General features: G+C 40.3%; 10 protein-coding genes and 1 pseudogene. 4 read left to right on the top strand and 7 right to left on the bottom strand.

Annotation, left to right across the window (positions count from 1 at the left end; genetic code table 11):
* Nucleotides 1–20: 20 nt before the first annotated feature.
* The 4 genes from UABAM_RS24335 to UABAM_RS24350 all read right to left on the bottom strand — a co-directional run bounded on the left by UABAM_RS24335 (nucleotide 21) and on the right by UABAM_RS24350 (nucleotide 6,271).
* On the bottom strand, nucleotides 21–968 hold the full coding sequence (locus UABAM_RS24335) for a hypothetical protein (protein ID WP_151970597.1): 948 nt from the start codon (nucleotides 966–968) through the stop codon (nucleotides 21–23).
* Between the two features lie 616 nt (nucleotides 969–1,584).
* Nucleotides 1,585–3,021, bottom strand: a complete 1,437-nt coding sequence (gene dacB / locus UABAM_RS24340; protein WP_173013549.1) for a D-alanyl-D-alanine carboxypeptidase/D-alanyl-D-alanine endopeptidase — start codon at nucleotides 3,019–3,021, stop codon at nucleotides 1,585–1,587.
* A gap of 108 nt (nucleotides 3,022–3,129) precedes the next feature.
* Nucleotides 3,130–5,499, bottom strand: a complete 2,370-nt coding sequence (locus tag UABAM_RS24345; RefSeq protein WP_151970599.1) for a DNA topoisomerase 3 — start codon at nucleotides 5,497–5,499, stop codon at nucleotides 3,130–3,132.
* Nucleotides 5,500–5,611: 112 nt separating this feature from the next.
* Complete coding sequence (locus UABAM_RS24350) at nucleotides 5,612–6,271, bottom strand: HAD family hydrolase (RefSeq protein WP_151970600.1); 660 nt, start codon at nucleotides 6,269–6,271, stop codon at nucleotides 5,612–5,614.
* Between the two features lie 116 nt (nucleotides 6,272–6,387).
* On the opposite strand from UABAM_RS24350, the gene UABAM_RS24355 reads away from it, so the two are divergent.
* From UABAM_RS24355 to UABAM_RS24365, 3 genes and pseudogenes are all read left to right on the top strand, one after another.
* Nucleotides 6,388–7,350, top strand: a complete 963-nt coding sequence (locus UABAM_RS24355; protein ID WP_173013550.1) for an RICIN domain-containing protein — start codon at nucleotides 6,388–6,390, stop codon at nucleotides 7,348–7,350.
* A 226-nt stretch (nucleotides 7,351–7,576) separates the two neighbouring features.
* Nucleotides 7,577–8,878, top strand: a pseudogene (locus UABAM_RS24360) (anaerobic C4-dicarboxylate transporter).
* Nucleotides 8,879–9,029: 151 nt separating this feature from the next.
* Complete coding sequence (locus UABAM_RS24365; protein WP_151970602.1) at nucleotides 9,030–10,232, top strand: bifunctional alpha/beta hydrolase/OsmC family protein; 1,203 nt, start codon at nucleotides 9,030–9,032, stop codon at nucleotides 10,230–10,232.
* A gap of 190 nt (nucleotides 10,233–10,422) precedes the next feature.
* Here UABAM_RS24365 and UABAM_RS24370 read toward each other — a convergent pair whose 3' ends face one another.
* Together UABAM_RS24370 and UABAM_RS24375 are read right to left on the bottom strand one after the other, a co-directional pair.
* Nucleotides 10,423–11,160, bottom strand: a complete 738-nt coding sequence (locus UABAM_RS24370) for a transposase (RefSeq protein ID WP_151970603.1) — start codon at nucleotides 11,158–11,160, stop codon at nucleotides 10,423–10,425.
* Nucleotides 11,135–11,557, bottom strand: coding sequence for a hypothetical protein (locus tag UABAM_RS24375; RefSeq protein WP_151970604.1), 423 nt, complete (start codon nucleotides 11,555–11,557; stop codon nucleotides 11,135–11,137). The genes UABAM_RS24370 and UABAM_RS24375 overlap by 26 nt, the downstream gene beginning before the upstream one ends.
* Nucleotides 11,558–11,913: 356 nt before the next feature.
* Between UABAM_RS24375 and UABAM_RS24380 the strand changes: the two genes are divergently transcribed.
* A complete protein-coding gene (locus UABAM_RS24380; RefSeq protein WP_173013552.1) occupies nucleotides 11,914–13,749 on the top strand; it encodes a cytochrome b/b6 domain-containing protein in 1,836 nt (611 codons plus the stop codon).
* Nucleotides 13,750–13,827: 78 nt separating this feature from the next.
* On the opposite strand, the gene UABAM_RS24385 is transcribed toward UABAM_RS24380, so the two are convergent.
* Nucleotides 13,828–16,626 carry a serine/threonine-protein kinase gene (locus UABAM_RS24385; protein ID WP_151970606.1) on the bottom strand — a complete coding sequence of 933 codons (2,799 nt, stop codon included), beginning with the start codon at nucleotides 16,624–16,626 and terminating at the stop codon, nucleotides 13,828–13,830.
* Nucleotides 16,627–16,719 lie beyond the last annotated feature (93 nt).

Consider the following 16,719-nt stretch of genomic DNA (forward strand, 5'->3'; position numbering starts at 1 on the left):
TAGAGTACACTCCCCCGCGATTATTTGGGGCGGAAACTTTTAACCATCGACATGGCAAATGTAGGGTTTTTGCTCCAAATGGCAATCGGTGCTTTGATAATGAGCGTATAATGTACAGATCTATCGTAACAAAAAACTGTCCAGATCTTCTGTCTCAGATTTTGACCGCCTTCAAATTTCTTGATTCTTAGCCACGCCCGCGAATTTTCCAAGTAAATGTCTTTTCCTTTTACCACTTTCATCGTCTTATCTTTGGTAATTTCTTGATAAAGAAATAGCGGAAGGAGGTATTGACCTTGTACCTCTCTTGTTTTATGCGTTATGATGATCACCGTTGCCCTTTGCCCTCTGATAGCAACTTCACTATATGCGGACAACATATTCGAGGAATCTTCATATTTGGAAGAATCTTCATATTTCCATGAATCTGGAATATTTAGTGAAAAAAGTGGATGGTTTATTTTTTGCAGTTTTTTACTCATCTTTAGGCTTTTTGAGGTATGCTGAGAAAATTTTTTAAATCGGAATGTTCGGGTTACGTTTTTAGATTTTTCTACAAAAACCAGAGAACCATGAATAACGACGATAAACATTACTCCGTCTTTTTTGAAGCCAATCAATTGTAATCTTTGATTTTTAGAATTTCCAAGAATTATTTCTCTCGCTTTGAGACCGGCAAATTGTGTTTTTTTATCCAAAGCGAGCATATCCATATCTTCACGAGCGTTTTCATTCACCAACATCAAAAAAGCAAGCGAGTTTACATCTGAAAAATCAATACCAGGAACAGCGGCTATTTTTATCCTTCCCTTACTGGAAATAGCCACGACACCGATAGCAGTTTTCTGTATTTTCCACTTCGACGAAACTTGTAGCGTAAAATAATCGGTTCCAATCGTCTGCAATGAATCTTGTCGTGCTTGAGCATACAACACCAACATAAAAGTTAAGAGAAATATTCTTGTCATCGATAATCCTTTTCAGGTTCTTTCGAACCAAAGTTGCGTTTTTTCAACACTTTTTGACACGTCAACTCCCTCACTGGCGGCTGATAAGGTAGGTTTTTTGTTAAGTGCATACAAAGAAAAGAGATAAAAACTCTTAAACTACAAATCTCTAGGTTGTCATCCCTGGCTTGACCAGGGACCCAGGCGCTTTCAAGTCGAATCTATATTGCTGGTTTCCCGCTTCCGCGCATGGCTGTCAAGCTAAGACATAAAGTACTACAAATAAAAGAATTACATTTTTTCTCTAAAACTAAAAAACTACCTTACCAGTGTCATCCCTGACTTGATCAGGGATCCAGGCGCATACAATTTAACTTTGTTTTGTGGATTCCTGGTCAAGCCAGGAATGACACGGTTTTGTAAGTCTTTATTTAGAAATATTTTACATCTTAACTTGACAGGTATGCGCTTCCGCGGGAATGACACCTCTGGAAAATTTAGTTTGAAACAATATCTGTTTTTAGACACAAGTACCTTTTGGTAAATGTTTTATAAAAAACCTACCCATGACAGCCCAGTGGGAGAGCGAAGCCGATTGTGGGGGCACCAAATACTAGCATACTTATACTCTTGAATCTCAATTACTATGATACAGAATTGTAGTTATTTGGTCCTGTATATTGCGAATAGCGACATTCCTTGTTTTGTAGTTATTCACCATAATTGAAAAAGCATACTTACCGCCCGCTTTACTATAAACATATCCACAAAGGGTAATGACACGGGTTAGATAACCGCTTTTGCCAAAAATAGAACCCGCCGCCTCGTTATTTCGCCATCTATTTCTAAGAGTCCCGTCTTTGCCGCCGATTGCCAAAGAGTCGCGAAAGACTTGCGCATGAGGGCTGCGGTGCATATATTTGAGAATTTGGATCATTTGCTGTGGAGCAATCATGTTGTGACGCGATAGACCAGATCCATCCACAATAAAAATATCTTCCGCGGCAATACCGAGCTTTTCTAAAAACTTTTTTTCGACCTCTACCACGTTGTTACGCGATCCACCTATTTCCAAACCCATCGTTTTCCACACGGTTTCGGCATATAAATTATTACTCTGCTTGTTGATGATTTTGATGATGTCTCTTAACGGCGGAGACTTATGTGTAAAGAGTGGCTTCTTATTTGTATAGTCGACCGCTTGCGAAATGGTATACTTCTCACAGTGAATACCTTGTTTATTAAACGTTTGCAACACATTCGCTAGAAAAAAATCTGCGGGATTGGGAACCGCGGTGGAAAAAATCTTAGCGTCTGCTCCTACCGGCATTTGTCCACTCACCTTCAATCCAGCAAAGGCAGAATCTCTCATGTATTTTAAAGAACGAGAAGAATCTTTGACTGAGGTAGTGACATGATTATGAGTTTTTAAGTAGTCGGGCAGTGGTTTTTGCGTAACGATTGCCAATTTCCCTACTTCTGACGCAGGAGAAATCACCAAATCGATGCAGTTGTCATTGAACGTCAACGAACTTGTTTTTGCGCCGTAGTAATAAATAAGATCGTCTTTTTCCCAACCATAGCCGATTTCTGCATTGCCAAAAACGGTCACATCTCCGATTACTTGACCTTGAACTTTGCGAATTCCCATTTGCTTAAGTGTGTTTGCCCAAGAACGAAAAACGTGTGACTTCTCTTCATAATGATGCTCATTGATTGTCGGATCACCACAGCCGCGAATGTAGAGGTTTCCCTGTAAAATGCCGTTGTCAATTTTTCCGTCGGTATACAATTTTGTCTCATATTGATAATCAGGTCCGAGCAGTGACAACGCACACGCGGTGGTGACAACCTTTAAATTGCTCGCCGGAAGAAATAGCTTGTACGGATTTTGGCTGTAGACAATTTCCCCTGTTTCCAAATTTTCGATGTGTACTCCGACATGGGCCGAAGCAATCGCGGGGTCATTTAGCAGTGTGCGAATTTGTATCTGAGTCGACTTTAAATTTTGGCAATATACAGAAGAGCTACACAGAACTGTGAGCACAGCAATAACAAACAAGTAGGTGCGCATTTTGTTCATCCCATCCACAAGAGTATAATTTTAGTTACTTCAAGAAGGAATATTGTATCGCAAACAAGTGATATCGTAAATAAATATCGCGAAAAACCATTGCGCGATTTATTTGACAACTACGCTACCGTCTTCTAAATGTAGACGGCCGCTAAACTCATTGCCGTTGTTTTGAAATCCCGACAGCTTGGAAGTTTTGCCGTTCTTTAACAACGTACTGACCGTGCGACTTTGAATTTTTTTTCCCGCAATCTCAAAGGGAATCAAAAAGCGACAAGGTGTTTGCGAACATTGATAACCATTTTTATTTTTCATAACCGCACTCTCACACAGCGGGCAACTTCCTAAGCTTTTACCACTTTGCGTATTCGGTTTCGGTTTACTCGTCTGTGTAGAAGAAGACGTTTTGGCTTTTGCCTTAGAGAACTTCTGGAACTTTGATTTTTTGTGGGTAATCAACCACGCTTTGATATGGCCCAAAGCGGTCAATTGCACAAAGTAGTGATTTGTGTTGCCTTCTTTTTGCAATGAAAGAAGCCTGCCTAATTTTCCAAATTGCAATAATTCGCGAACTTGTTGTGGGGTGAGAAGATGTCCGTTCACTTGTGGCCACAAAACAAATTTGCAGCCCGCCTTCCACTGCGAACAACCGTAACCTTTTTTTCCTCTAATCACCGGATGCTTACACAAAGGACAACTTCCCCATACAGAGTTGTTTACGTATAGGTCACGCGTTTGGAATAATTCCGCAACAAAAGAAGCAATTTTACCCATAAATGCTTCACTGGAAAGATTACCACGCTCGACTTCCTTGAGCTGATACTCCCACTCACCGGTAAATTCAGCGGATTTTAAATGATTGTTATGGACAATAGAAACCAGATAACGACCATTATTCGTTGCACGTACGGCTTTCTTTTCGCGTACAATATAACCTCGTTGCAGTAAAGTTTCGATAATAGATGCCCGTGTCGCCGGAGTACCTAAACCACGTTCCTTGAGGGCATCTTTCAACTGCTGATCTTCCACCACTTTCCCCGCATTTTCCATCGCCGCGAGTAGTGTATTTTCTGTGTAAGATTTTGGCGGTTGTGTTTTTTTCTCTTCGGTGTATGGCTGATGCGGGCCTTTTTCATGCAACTGAAATTCGGGTAAGACCACCTCCTCTTTTTTGTCTTTGTTTTTCGAAGGCTTTTTCGGATACAAAACTGTCCAGCCAGGCTCCACAATCGTAACACCTTTTACCTTAAAAGGAACTTGATTGCTTACCCCTTCCACATATGTGGCATCCTTTATACAAGCGGGATAAAAAACCGCGATAAAGCGATTGACAATCTCCTCAAAAACAAAGGCCTCAATCCCCGACAAATGCGCTATTTTTCCTGTGGGGATAATGGCGTGGTGGTCGCTAACTTTGGCATTGTTGATGATACGTTTGGAAAAAGGTAATTTCTGTAAGTCCAAACGAGATAGCTTTTGGCCAGCCACTTGCGATAATTTGCGTAAAACATTGGGGATTCCAGGTTTCATGTCGCTACTGAGATGACGTGAATCTGTCCGCGGGTAGGTGATCAACTTTTTCTCGTAGAGGTTTTGCAATATCTTTAGAGTGTTGTCCGCCGAAAGAGATTTTTGTTTGTTCATTTCGCGCTGTAAAGACGTTAAATCATAAAGAAGTGGTGGATTCTCTTTTTCTTTTTTCTTTTCGATTTTCTCCACAGAAAAATCCGCATCTTTACATTTTTGCAACATGTGCTGCGCGTCTTCGTACTTCTCAAATCGCTTGCCCGAAAACTTAAAACTCACGTTGCGGTATTTGGTATGCAGCTCCCAAAACGGTTTCGATACAAAGTTCTCGATCTCCTCCTCACGCTTGACAATCATCGCAAGTACCGGCGTTTGTACACGACCAATGCTCCACAAGATTCCTTGCCCAAAAGATAGCGTATAGTAACGCGTGGCATTAATTCCCACCACCCAATCCGCCTCACTACGGCAACGAGCTGCCATATACAAATTGTCAAAGTCACACCCCGGTCGCAATTTTTTAAATCCCGCAGCGATCGCTTCGTTGGTCAAAGAACTTAACCATAAACGAAAAAATGGTTTAGCACCACACCCACTCATCGTTTGAATATAACGGAAAATCAGCTCCCCTTCGCGTCCGGCATCCGTAGCACAAATCAACTCCTCCGCAGCGCGAAATAATTGACAAACAATACGGAATTGCTTACGTGTGTGGCTCTTGGCAATCACATTCAACCCAAATTGTTTTGGAATAAATGGCAAAGTCGCCAAAGACCAACGCTTCAAATTTGCATCATAGTCTTTCGGCTCTTTCAAGGTGACCAAATGCCCAAAAGCCCAAGTAACACAATACCCATTTCCCTCCAAGTAACCATCACGCCTTGTACGCGCACCAAGATACTGCGCGAGATCTCTGGCCACCGAGGGTTTTTCAGCTAAAACAACTTTCATAACACTCTTCTAAAGATAAAAAAGATATGGTTGGATGACGCATTTCGAAATTAAATTCTACAGCGCAAAACCGCGAATTGCGAATTTTTTTAATGGAGTATGCCACGTATTTTTATTTTGAATCAATAAATCGCGGTGAAATAATCATGGGATGTACCGTTTCGCGAATAAAGTTGCCAAAATAATCGATGGAGAAACGAATTTTTTCCAACGAAACCACACCATGTTCCCAAGGAGTGCCTTGCTGCGCTTCGGCAATAAAACGTTTGAAACCCGCTTCGGGATTGTTGTCTCCCTTTTCTACCAATGCCTGGATAGTTTCCACGATAATCTCCGCCGGATACTCGACCATATCCTTGTCATATATCATCACCACCCCACGGAAGTAACAGTCAGGATCTACGCGACTATCATTACCCACAATAATTAACCTCTGCGCCACATCGTTTTCATTAAAGTCAAAGCGTTCAGCAACAATCGAATAGTCCTTGCCACAAGCCGTATATATTCCATCTTCGCGGCCAATCACATCCGAAAAGTAATCGAGCAATCCAAATTCTTTTAAAGCAAAACGCGCGTATTCTCCGATCGCCGCGGTGGTGACAATATTTGTAAAATGCGCGAGAGATTGTAAGCCTTCTGCAATACCTGGTTTTAAAAAAGGCTTTGGCATTTCCTGAGGAACAGGTTGCTTCAAATAAAGAAACTCCATGGGACGAAAATACCCCAACGTTTCATCAAAATCCCAACAAATGATAATGTCCTTACTCATAAACGTAAGTCCCCAACACAAGTATAAATAAATTTTAAAATTTCCACTAAACCATTCTTTTTTTACTTCCGTCTGTTAAGGCGTACACAACGAAAATTTTTAAAGGAGGCTTCAGAGTGAAAAAACTTATTTTATTACTGACAACAACAACATTGTTATTGGCCGATCAAATACCACAAGTCGATTTAGGCTATTATACCGTAACCAACAAAGGAACAGGTCATGTTTTAGATGTTTTTTACAACAACAAAGTAGATGGCGGTCCTGTTTGCCAAACCAAATTCTCGGGACGCGATACGCAAAAATGGTTGGTGGTTCCTATTGTAGACGAACCCGGCCACTTTCGTTTCATGGCAAAAAGCAGTGGCCATGCTCTCGATGTTCTTTACGACAACAAAATTCACGGTGGTCCTGTTTGCCAAGCACACCTAAGCTCTCGCGATACACAAAAGTGGTTACTCGTCGCCATCGCAGATGAACCCGGTCACTTTTATATAAAGTCGAAATCAAGTGGCCTGCATCTAGATCCTTTCCACGGCAACGATGTCAACGGTGGCCCCGTGGCGCAAGCGAAAGCAAATGAAGGCGAAAGCCAAAAATGGCGTTTACAACTAGTGGAACAAATAGAGGTTGCCAAAGGTTGCTATCAAGTGATCTCCAAAAAGACCGGCAAAGCCCTCGATGTTTTTTATAGTAACAAAACACCTGGAGGACCAATTTGTCAGGCAAAACCGACAAAAAGAGCCGCACAGCAGTGGCTAATTTCACCCGTAGAAGGAGAGCCTGGTTATTTTCATCTAAAGTCTAAAGTGAGTGGTTTGCGCTTAGATCCATTTCGTGGAAACAAAATAAACGGTGGTCCTGTTTCTCAAGAAAGGCCCAATAAAATGAACAGTCAAAAATGGCTAATCGTTCCTGTGCCAGATGAAAAAGGTTACTTCCGTTTGTATTGTAAAAATAGCGGAAATAGTCTGGGAATCTTTGCCGGGAACGACGTCGACGGTGGGCCAGTGTGTCATGACCGACCAAACCACACCGACGGACAGAAATGGTCACTAAAACTACTTGGCAAGGAATAAAAAACTCACGATGCACCACCACAAGATACTTTTTTCATATCTTCAAAAAACTTAACTGTGTTAAGAATGTTTTCATATCCACAAAAAAGTATTGTGTGTTACAACGCGGATGATGCGATTCACCGTAAGTAAAACAAAGCTCCGCAGAGTGTCTAAATGCAATCGGCACGGCAAAACAGCCAGCAGGTTGTTTCCATTTCTCTTTAGGCACTTTTAGGAGATCGTGATGCTTTGGCTTGAGTTCTCAATAGTTTTATTTTTCATATTTCTTGGTTCCAAAATGGGAAACATAGGAATTGGCTATGCGGGAGGGGCCGGCGTTATTGTCCTTACCATGTTTTTGGGTTTGAAGGCAGGCTCTGTTCCCGTAGATGTGATTATGATTATCATGGCAGTTATTGCGGCGATTGCTGCCATGCAAAAAGCCGGAGGAATGGACTACCTTGTCCACCTCTCGGAAAAAGCTTTGCGCTCAAATCCACAACACATCACTTTTATGGCACCAATGGTAACGTACACCATGACTCTACTTGCCGGTACGGGACATACCGCTTATTCCACACTGCCCGTAATTGCCGAAGTGTCAAAGGAACAAGGCATACGTCCCTCCCGTCCTCTGAGTATCGCGGTTGTTGCTTCGCAAATTGCCATCACCGCCTCTCCCATTTCCGCAGCGGTAGTGATCTTTGCCGGATTACTAGAACCTTTGGGAGTTTCCTATATTACTCTCCTAGCGATTGCCATACCATCTACAGCACTCGCCTGCGTAGTGGGAGCAATCGCGGCAAATTTTTTAGGACAGCCGTTAGAAAAAGATACGGTATATCAGAACAAACTCAAAGAAGGCTTAATAAAAATAAAAGGCGAAACCGACTACTCTCCCACAAAAGAATCTAAAATTTCCGTAGCGATATTTCTAACCGCCATTCTCTGTGTTGTGACGTACGCAACTTTCATTTCAAAAAAGATAGCGATTATCGAAAACCCTACCATATCCAGAAACGACGCCATTGTCGCCATTATGCTACTCGCCGCAGCACTCATTTCACTCATCTGTAAAGTAGACCTTGCAGAAATTTCGTCGATGTCGACTTTCAAATAGGGAATGAGCGCGTGTATTTGTGTTCTAGGAGTCGCGTGGCTAGGTGATACATTTGTCTCCAATCATATTGATGAAATCAAAAACTTTAGCGGCGAACTTCTGCGTTCCTATTCGTGGCTTCTTGCAGTGGTGTTGTTCTTTGCCAGTATGTTGCTTTATTCCCAGGCCGCAACAACAAAAGCGTTGATGCCAACCGCTATTTCTCTCGGTGTCTCTCCTGTGGCAGCGATTGCCGCTTTTGCAGCAGTAAGTGCTCTTTTTGTTCTCCCAACATACCCGACTCTACTCGCGGCGGTGGAAATGGATGAAACAGGTTCCACCAGAATAGGAAAATATGTGTTCGATCATCCTTTCATGATACCAGGCTTCGTGACCATTGTTTTTGCGGTTATGTTTGGTTTTGTCATCGGTAATATGGTGATTTAGTCATCGATTTATTCACTGAGTAACTATTGTGTTTGTCAACCCTCCGGTGAAGAGAGTTGACACACTAGTGGAGACCGGTTAGAATTTCCATCAACTCTTTTTGTAAATTGGACGACTTACACAACTACCTGCACAACAGAAAGATAAAGCGATGAATCAAAAGTATTCTTTTCAAAACTGCGACGACGAGACACTTTCCGCCACTCTCGACGCCCCAGAAAATCCAACGGCGTACGCGTTGTTTGCCCATTGCTTCACGTGCTCGAAAAATCTCAATGCCGTACACAATATAACAGAAGCTCTCAAACAACGCGGTATCGCGACACTGCGATTTGACTTCACCGGCTTGGGACAAAGTGAAGGTGATTTTTCCGACACCAATTTTTCCTCCAATGTCGACGATTTGATCGAAGCCAGCAAATTTATGGAAAAAAATTTACAAGCACCACAGTTACTGATCGGCCACTCCCTAGGTGGCGCAGCGGTATTGCAAGCCGCGGCACAAATAAGTTCTGTAAAAGCGATAGCCACCATTGGTGCACCCTACGAACCATCGTATGTGAAAAGACTGCTGCAAAACAAGGAGGAAGAAATCAACCGTGACGGAGAAGCACAAGTCATGCTTGCCGGTCGCAAATTTCGCATAAAAAAACAATTTCTCGATGACCTAGACCAACACAAAATGAAAGATACCATACGCAATTTGCAAAAGGCCTTGCTCATTTTCCACTCACCGTCTGACGAGATCGTGGACATTAGTAACGCCACACAAATATTTCAAGCGGCCTTACATCCAAAAAGTTTTGTTTCTCTAGACGCAGTGGACCATCTTGTTTCACAAAGTAAAGACGCAATGTATGTGGGCGATACCATTGCGAGTTGGGCTTCGCGTTATTTAGATGCTTCGATGCAAGACAGTAAAGAAGATGCAGACCCCAGAGTCGTGGTCAGTAACGATTCCGGTTTTCGTTGTGAAGTCAAAGTGGGAAAACACAGTATGGGGGCGGATGAACCCATTGCCGTTGGCGGAGGCAATACCGGACCAACACCTTACGACTACCTACTCAGCGCCCTGGGGACATGTACTGCGATGACCATTCGTATGTATGTTGATCGTAAAAAATGGCCATTAGAAAAAGTGCGGGTAAAACTGGCCCATAAAAAGATTCATGCGAGTGATTGTGAACACTGCGAAACCAAAGAGGGAAAAGTAGACCGCATCTATCGCGAAATTGAACTCATCGGTGATTTGCAAGAGGAAGAGCGCCAACGCTGTTTGAAAATCGCAGACAAATGCCCTGTACACAGAACTCTACATTCCGAGATTGACATCGCAACAAAATTGTGTGAATAAAAATTGAGGTATTGATGGATGCTGGTATGCGATGGATGCTGGTATGAGATGGATGCTGGTATGCGATGCCCCCACAATCGGCTTCGCCGATTACTCCCCCACAGGGCAACGTCATTTAGTTAAGAAAAAACGAGTATTTATCAAGGCTAGATCTAAGATATAGAGATGTAGCCTTGATAAACAGGCACTTTCAGTGTCCTGTTTTTTTCCTATATTTCTGATGCCAAAGCTGATAGCTAGCAGACTTCTTAACACGAGGCGCATTGTTATCAGGCCTTATTGGAGAAGGAGACAAACGAAAGAGAACTCTTATTTCAGCATATGCTTCTTCAATAGGAATACTTTCATCATAAAGAAGAGCAATAACTTCATCGTGAAGTTCGGCATACGAAATAGACTTATTGATACGATATCGATATTTAGTATTTTTTTTATCGCATTCTTGGTCAAGAATTTGTTGTTCACTTTTAATAACGATGGATTCAAGAGCACTCATAAAAACACGAGCATAAAAGTCTTGTTCAATATGTAATAAAAAACCAGAAGAAAAACGCTCAACATCTAACTGATTTTTGAGACGATCAAAATAGGTTTCTATTTTCCAACGTTGGTGGTATAGCCAAGCAAAGTCATCAAGAGGATAAAGTTCTTGATCAAGTAAAGTAGTAAGAAGAACTTCAACCTCTCCTGTCGGAAGAATAACTTTTATTAACCTAACATTTACAGATGATGGTAAATTATATTTTTTCCACTCAAGTCGTTTTTCTTTAGGAATGACTAGTTTGTAAACAGAGTCGAAAGAGTCACTTTTTAGAAATTCGCTAACAATTGAGAAAGAACTGGAAGTTGAACATCTTATAACGCAAGGAACACTTAAAGATTTATGTAAAGCTACTAACGCATTACTGGCAGTGAGAATCAAAGACAAACTTTATCTCAGATTGTTTTGCTTCAAGTTCTTGGTTAATAGGAAGTTCGTTTAAAACATCATATAAAAAACTTCCATAGCCTTGGACTCTCTCAGTTGGGCTTTGATTACTTTGGACACTAAAAAATGCTAAAGTTTCCTCTGATTTTGGTAAATTGATTGTACTTACATCTACAGCATAGATCTGATTATTTTTCCATTTTTTATTTTCATCTTTCGCTTCTTCATAAAAAGTTTTTAATATTGTATTTTGGAGATGCTTATATAGCTTCGGATCTAGCTTGTTCCTTGCTTGGTGTAGTCCTCCTGGACTAATTATTTTATCAAGCGCTTTGATTTTCTTGAAAAATGTTCTTATTTTGTTGCTGAGGCTCATTTTAGCTCCTAGCAGTATCATTGTTGCTAATCCTGCAAATGTTATTTTCCGGCAACGTGTAAAGTGTTTTTTTTAGTTTTGTATCGTTCTACTATTTCTTTTTTACTTAGTTCTGATCTTACACTTTTCATTGTTGATACTACTAGTAAGTTTTTCATGTTGACCTCATATTTTGATCCTATCTTGCGTTTATTTATGTATTACAAACTATAAATGTAGCATTTGCAAGGGATATATCATTACTTTGCTTCTCTAAATATTGAAAATACTACATTTATCTTAACTAAATGACGTTGCCCTGTGGGAGGGCAGCCGGCGCCTAGCCGGCGGGAGGGCATCGCATAAGGAAAAACATGCAAAGAAAAAAGGTAAACCAAATGAAAAAATACAAACGATTTACACTAACCGAAATATCATACCACTGGATCTTTGCATTGACTTTTTTACCACTCGCCATTAGCGGTGGTTTGATGCTAACGCAAAAAGTTTTTTCGTTAACGTGGTTTGCCAAGCATCAACTCATCGCCTTTCATAAATACACCGCGATGGCTTTTATCGCACTTCCCGTACTAATAGCATTAGCCGGCGATTGGCGCATTCATTTAACGAATCTATTGCAGTCCGTCAACTGGAAAAAACATGATTTTTTGTGGCTACTAAAAAAAAGCGTGTGGTTGAAGAATGCACAATCGGGAAAATTTAACCCCGGACAAAAAATTCATCTCTTACTAAGCTTGTTTTACTACGTTGCCTTTATCACAACGGGTTTGACGATGTGGTTTTACAAAGGAATTCTTGGGGCTTGGTATCTACACATTTCTCTGTTCATTCTCTCCGTCATTGCCCTTTCAGGGCATTTGCTCTTATGCTTGGTGAATTACCCAGCACTTTCGGGAATGATCACCGGAAAAGTACCTGCCAATTACATCGAACGCAATCACAAATTGTCCATAAAGGAATCGCTGATTTCGTCACACGGCTGGTGGAAATTAGTTGTTATTATTGCGCTCCTTATTTATGGCATCAATTCCATTTATCCGTTACTCTTCCACAGATCCGTGGAAAAGAATTTCGCCAACTGGAAATACATCAACGAAGAAATTGTGATGCCCGGCGAACTTCTCGCTGGACATGCGCGAAGAAGCAAAAATTGCTATGCTTGTCATAATTTACTCGGCACTATTTCCAATCAAAAATGCTTAAAATGCCACAAAAAAATATCAAAACGCATCAAGACAAGCAAAGGATATCATGGGCAATTTAAAGACAAATGCACCACCTGTCACAACGATCACAAAGGACATGACTTCGAACTGCGTCCCCTAAAGCAAAAAGAGTTCAACCACCAACAAGCATTGTTTTCTCTCTCCGGAGCGCACAAGAAGGTAAAATGTGAAGAATGCCATCGACAAAAAAACAAAAAATCCCCTACGTACATTGGAATTTCTTTTGGAAAATGCAATAACTGCCACAAAACGCCTCATGGTAGACAATTTTCCGCCTCGTGCACAAAATGTCATAACCCAAACGCAAATGGCTGGCACGTACCGTTTATAAAATTTAACCACCAAAAAACATCATTTCCACTAAAGGGAATGCACAAGCATCTAAGTTGTGGTGAGTGTCATAAAAAAAATAGGTATGGAAGAGTGCAGTACACAAAAATGAAGTACCGGAGATGCAATGACTGCCACGAAGACGTTCACCGCGGAATAAAACAAAGTTGCAGTAGTTGTCACAACGAGAAAGGTTGGCACGGCAAGCACTTAAATTTTAATCACAATACCACCAGATTTCCCCTAAACAAAGATCACCAAGGTGTGTCCTGCAATAAGTGCCACCAGCAAAAAAACGTTTTCTCAAAAAACACCATCAGCTGTGAAAGTTGCCACAGCGATTATGCAAATATCGTTGCTGGAAAATGGGGCGGCAAAACTTTTCCCCCAGATCGTCATTATAAAAAAATAAGCTGCAAAGGGTGCCACGAAGATGAGATAAAACGCTCGACAGTGTCGCCGGAAAAAACGTGCAGTCACTGCCACACGCCACATTACGAAGAAATATTTTTTAAGCGTAAATTCTTTATCAACAACACCATTCGCAAATTTGAAGCCCTGAGAAAATACCGCTTTTCGGAGTATACACAACAAATTGGCGGCCACAACTATCTCATGCTCAAATACTTATTGCATGACAACGGCAAGAGTAAGTAATGCAAAGAAAACAAATCATGAGAAACCGCACGCAATCGTGAAGTAAGGGCCATGTTTGCTGGTGGATAAATTTTAGCTTCACTTTTGTCTGTTTTTCAAAAATTGCTCGATGTTCTGTCTATCAATAGGATGCTTGTAACTGAAAAGCGGATATAAGAATGCGGCAATATTCAAATCGCGACGCATCTTGTCAAATTGTAATGTTTTTTTAAACTGATTGGCTCTCTGTATATAAGCGAGTGTCAATCCTCGTTCTTTTTGTAAGTAAAATTTTTGATTATCTTTTTGCTGCGTTGCCATTTCATTCATGAGACGTGTATAAATATACTCAAACCATATGTTGCCCAATATCTCGTATTGCGGACGCTTAAATTGTACCATATAATTTTTTATATGATATGCCATCATCAAATTTATGTACTCAACTAAAAACAAACCATGATCTCGCCATTTACTTTGTGCTGTTTGTGTTTTATCAAACAATTCTTTTGCGCGTTGCAAATTTTTCAAGTCCTGATCCATTGGCAACGATTTGTATAAGCGTTCGGTTTCGTAAACGGCTTGATAAAAAAGACGATTTTGCGAATCTTCTCGACGTATAAATCGAGCCGCTTTGCTCCACTTACTTTCTTCAATATAAAAATAAGGACTTCGTTGCTTTCTCAATTTAGGCTGTACATTTTCCAAGATGGAGATCAATTCATCTATCTGACTCATAATAACGGACAGCCGGCTATTTAATACTTCAGACATCCGCTTATGAACCGTTTTAATACGTCGTAAATTCCAATAAAAGACAATGGCCTCTTTATGACTTAACTTTCCTACACAACGCGTATATATTTGTTGCGATTGATCGGATAACTTTCCCAAATTGATGCTAACAAATCCACTCAGTGTTTTTAAAGATGGTGAAGTATTACTCTTTAGTATATATCCCTCAGGCCACGCAGGAAAAAACTCAATTAAGGAGTCTATTTTGTCATAGTGGCGTTTGTTGACAACCGAACAATATAAAGCTCTTTTGATCATTTCAGAGTTTTTAACGTTCGTGTATCGACGTACGATCTCATCTGAATTTTCCACACTTGAAGACGTTAAAATTTCCACAGGATAAAAATTGTGATACTGCGGCATCCGCTTTAATATTTGTCGTTGCAGCACTGTATTTTTACTAATCATTAATAGCATATACCATGGAAAGTGCTTGTTGCGCATAATATTTTTATTGGCTATTTTTTGCAGTTGTTGATAGCGTTCTTTATAACTTATGTTCATTTGTGAATAGTACAACACCTCACATATTTCTAGGTAAACATTGTTTGTCATGTTTTTACGTACACTATTCCAATTAATTCTCGAAGGTTGTTTTCGCAGAATTTGCGCAATCATATATTGCCGACACAACTGCTTTTCTTCTTGTCTGGTTTTCCATTCTTTCCATTTGTTATATGCTTCTTCTTGGTATAAAGACATATCGATTACGGGGCTCTTCAGCACGGCATAAAAATCTTTATATTTTTCTACAAAAGTGCTACTGTACCAAGTCCCCAGCAGAATCTCACCGTTGAGGGCAAAGGTATGAATACATAGATATAAACCAAACCCGTGATAATCCTTTTGTAAAACTTTTTTTGTCATAGAAAGAGCTTTTTCGTAATCCTTGTTGCATAGATGCATCACGAGTTTATAAAACGGGTTTTCCATTTTTGTGGTATATTTTTCTTCAGAATCACAAATATACTCAAAATGTTGTAAAGCTTTCGCATACGCACGTTTTTTCGCCAAAACAATGAGGTCGTGTACGATGGTGTCTCGGTTTGTTTGTTTTTTGTGCATCGTATGGTTTGTATTTGTATGGCTATCTTTACCCTTACCAGAGATCAAAAAGTATACAGCGGGTGTTAGCAATAGTAACAGAAGCGGCACAAAGAGAATATTTTTTTTCTTCGTTTGTTTTTCAGAGCGGTATTTTTGCAAACGACTTTCATAATTTTTGGCTACGTGTTTTTTCGGTAACGTTTGCTGGTTTCCTATATTTATTTCGGTGTATATCTGCGCTTGCGGATTTGCCATCCATACTAAAAAGTCTTCTACTTTTTGTAATCGTGTGTCTTGATCTTTTTTTAAAGCAAAGTCTATGATTTCTGATAAACGTATCTCTTCATGACTGTATTGCGAACCAGAGAAAACCAAAGGTAAATTTGTGCTGTAAGTGCGATCCATCGTTGAAATAACATTACCTCCGTAAAAGGGGGAATGTTCTAACCACCTTAAAAATTGGTAGCATATAACCCCTAGTGAAAATACATCTGTATTGCTACGCAAGTTTTTATTTTCATCAATTTGTTCGGGGCTCATGTAGCCAGGAGATCCTACCATAACACCTGTTTTGGTCATGTTTGTCAATTGTTCGGATTTTGCTATGCCAAAATCTAGTAATTTAGGTTGTAGTTCGTCACCTACCAGCATAATATTGGAAGGCTTCAAATCGCGATGAATAATGTCATTTTCGTGCAGAACAATCACCGCTTCGCATATCTGCTTTATAATGTCCCATTGTTTGTTGAAGTCGATACTTTTCGGATAACGGCGAATGAAATCTTGAAGTGAAATTCCCTCGATATACTCCATAACTATAAAATAATGGTTATCGTTTTTTATAAGATCAAAACCTCTGACAATATTCTCATGATTAATTTTCAACATAAAGTAGTACTCGCGCTCCACTCTTTTTGCAGATTGCTCGTTCTTTATTGTGCATTCTTTTATCGCGACGTACTGTTTTGTTTTTATGTCTTGCGCAAGAAATACTCTCCCCATGCCGCCTTGACCGAGAACTTTACACAATTGATATCTTTCAGCTATGATCTTCATATGTCATCCTAACAACGCTTTATACAAGAAAGATGAATTTGATACTTATGATGAATAAAAGTAGCCACGAAATACTCGTTTGTAGTTATATGC

The sequence above is a fragment of the Candidatus Uabimicrobium amorphum genome (genome assembly GCF_009002475.1).
Classification (GTDB): domain Bacteria; phylum Planctomycetota; class Uabimicrobiia; order Uabimicrobiales; family Uabimicrobiaceae; genus Uabimicrobium; species Uabimicrobium amorphum.

Excerpts from the sequence above, each read along its gene's own strand:
- UABAM_RS24375 (WP_151970604.1), bottom strand. The coding sequence starts at position 11,557 with ATGATACTGCTAGGAGCTAAAATGAGCCTCAGCAACAAAATAAGAACA.
- dacB (WP_173013549.1), bottom strand. The coding sequence starts at position 3,021 with ATGCGCACCTACTTGTTTGTTATTGCTGTGCTCACAGTTCTGTGTAGC.
- UABAM_RS24345 (WP_151970599.1), bottom strand. The coding sequence starts at position 5,499 with ATGAAAGTTGTTTTAGCTGAAAAACCCTCGGTGGCCAGAGATCTCGCG.
- UABAM_RS24380 (WP_173013552.1), top strand. The coding sequence starts at position 11,914 with ATGAAAAAATACAAACGATTTACACTAACCGAAATATCATACCACTGG.
- UABAM_RS24350 (WP_151970600.1), bottom strand. The coding sequence starts at position 6,271 with ATGAGTAAGGACATTATCATTTGTTGGGATTTTGATGAAACGTTGGGG.
- UABAM_RS24365 (WP_151970602.1), top strand. The coding sequence starts at position 9,030 with ATGAATCAAAAGTATTCTTTTCAAAACTGCGACGACGAGACACTTTCC.
- UABAM_RS24385 (WP_151970606.1), bottom strand. The coding sequence starts at position 16,626 with ATGAAGATCATAGCTGAAAGATATCAATTGTGTAAAGTTCTCGGTCAA.
- UABAM_RS24335 (WP_151970597.1), bottom strand. The coding sequence starts at position 968 with ATGACAAGAATATTTCTCTTAACTTTTATGTTGGTGTTGTATGCTCAA.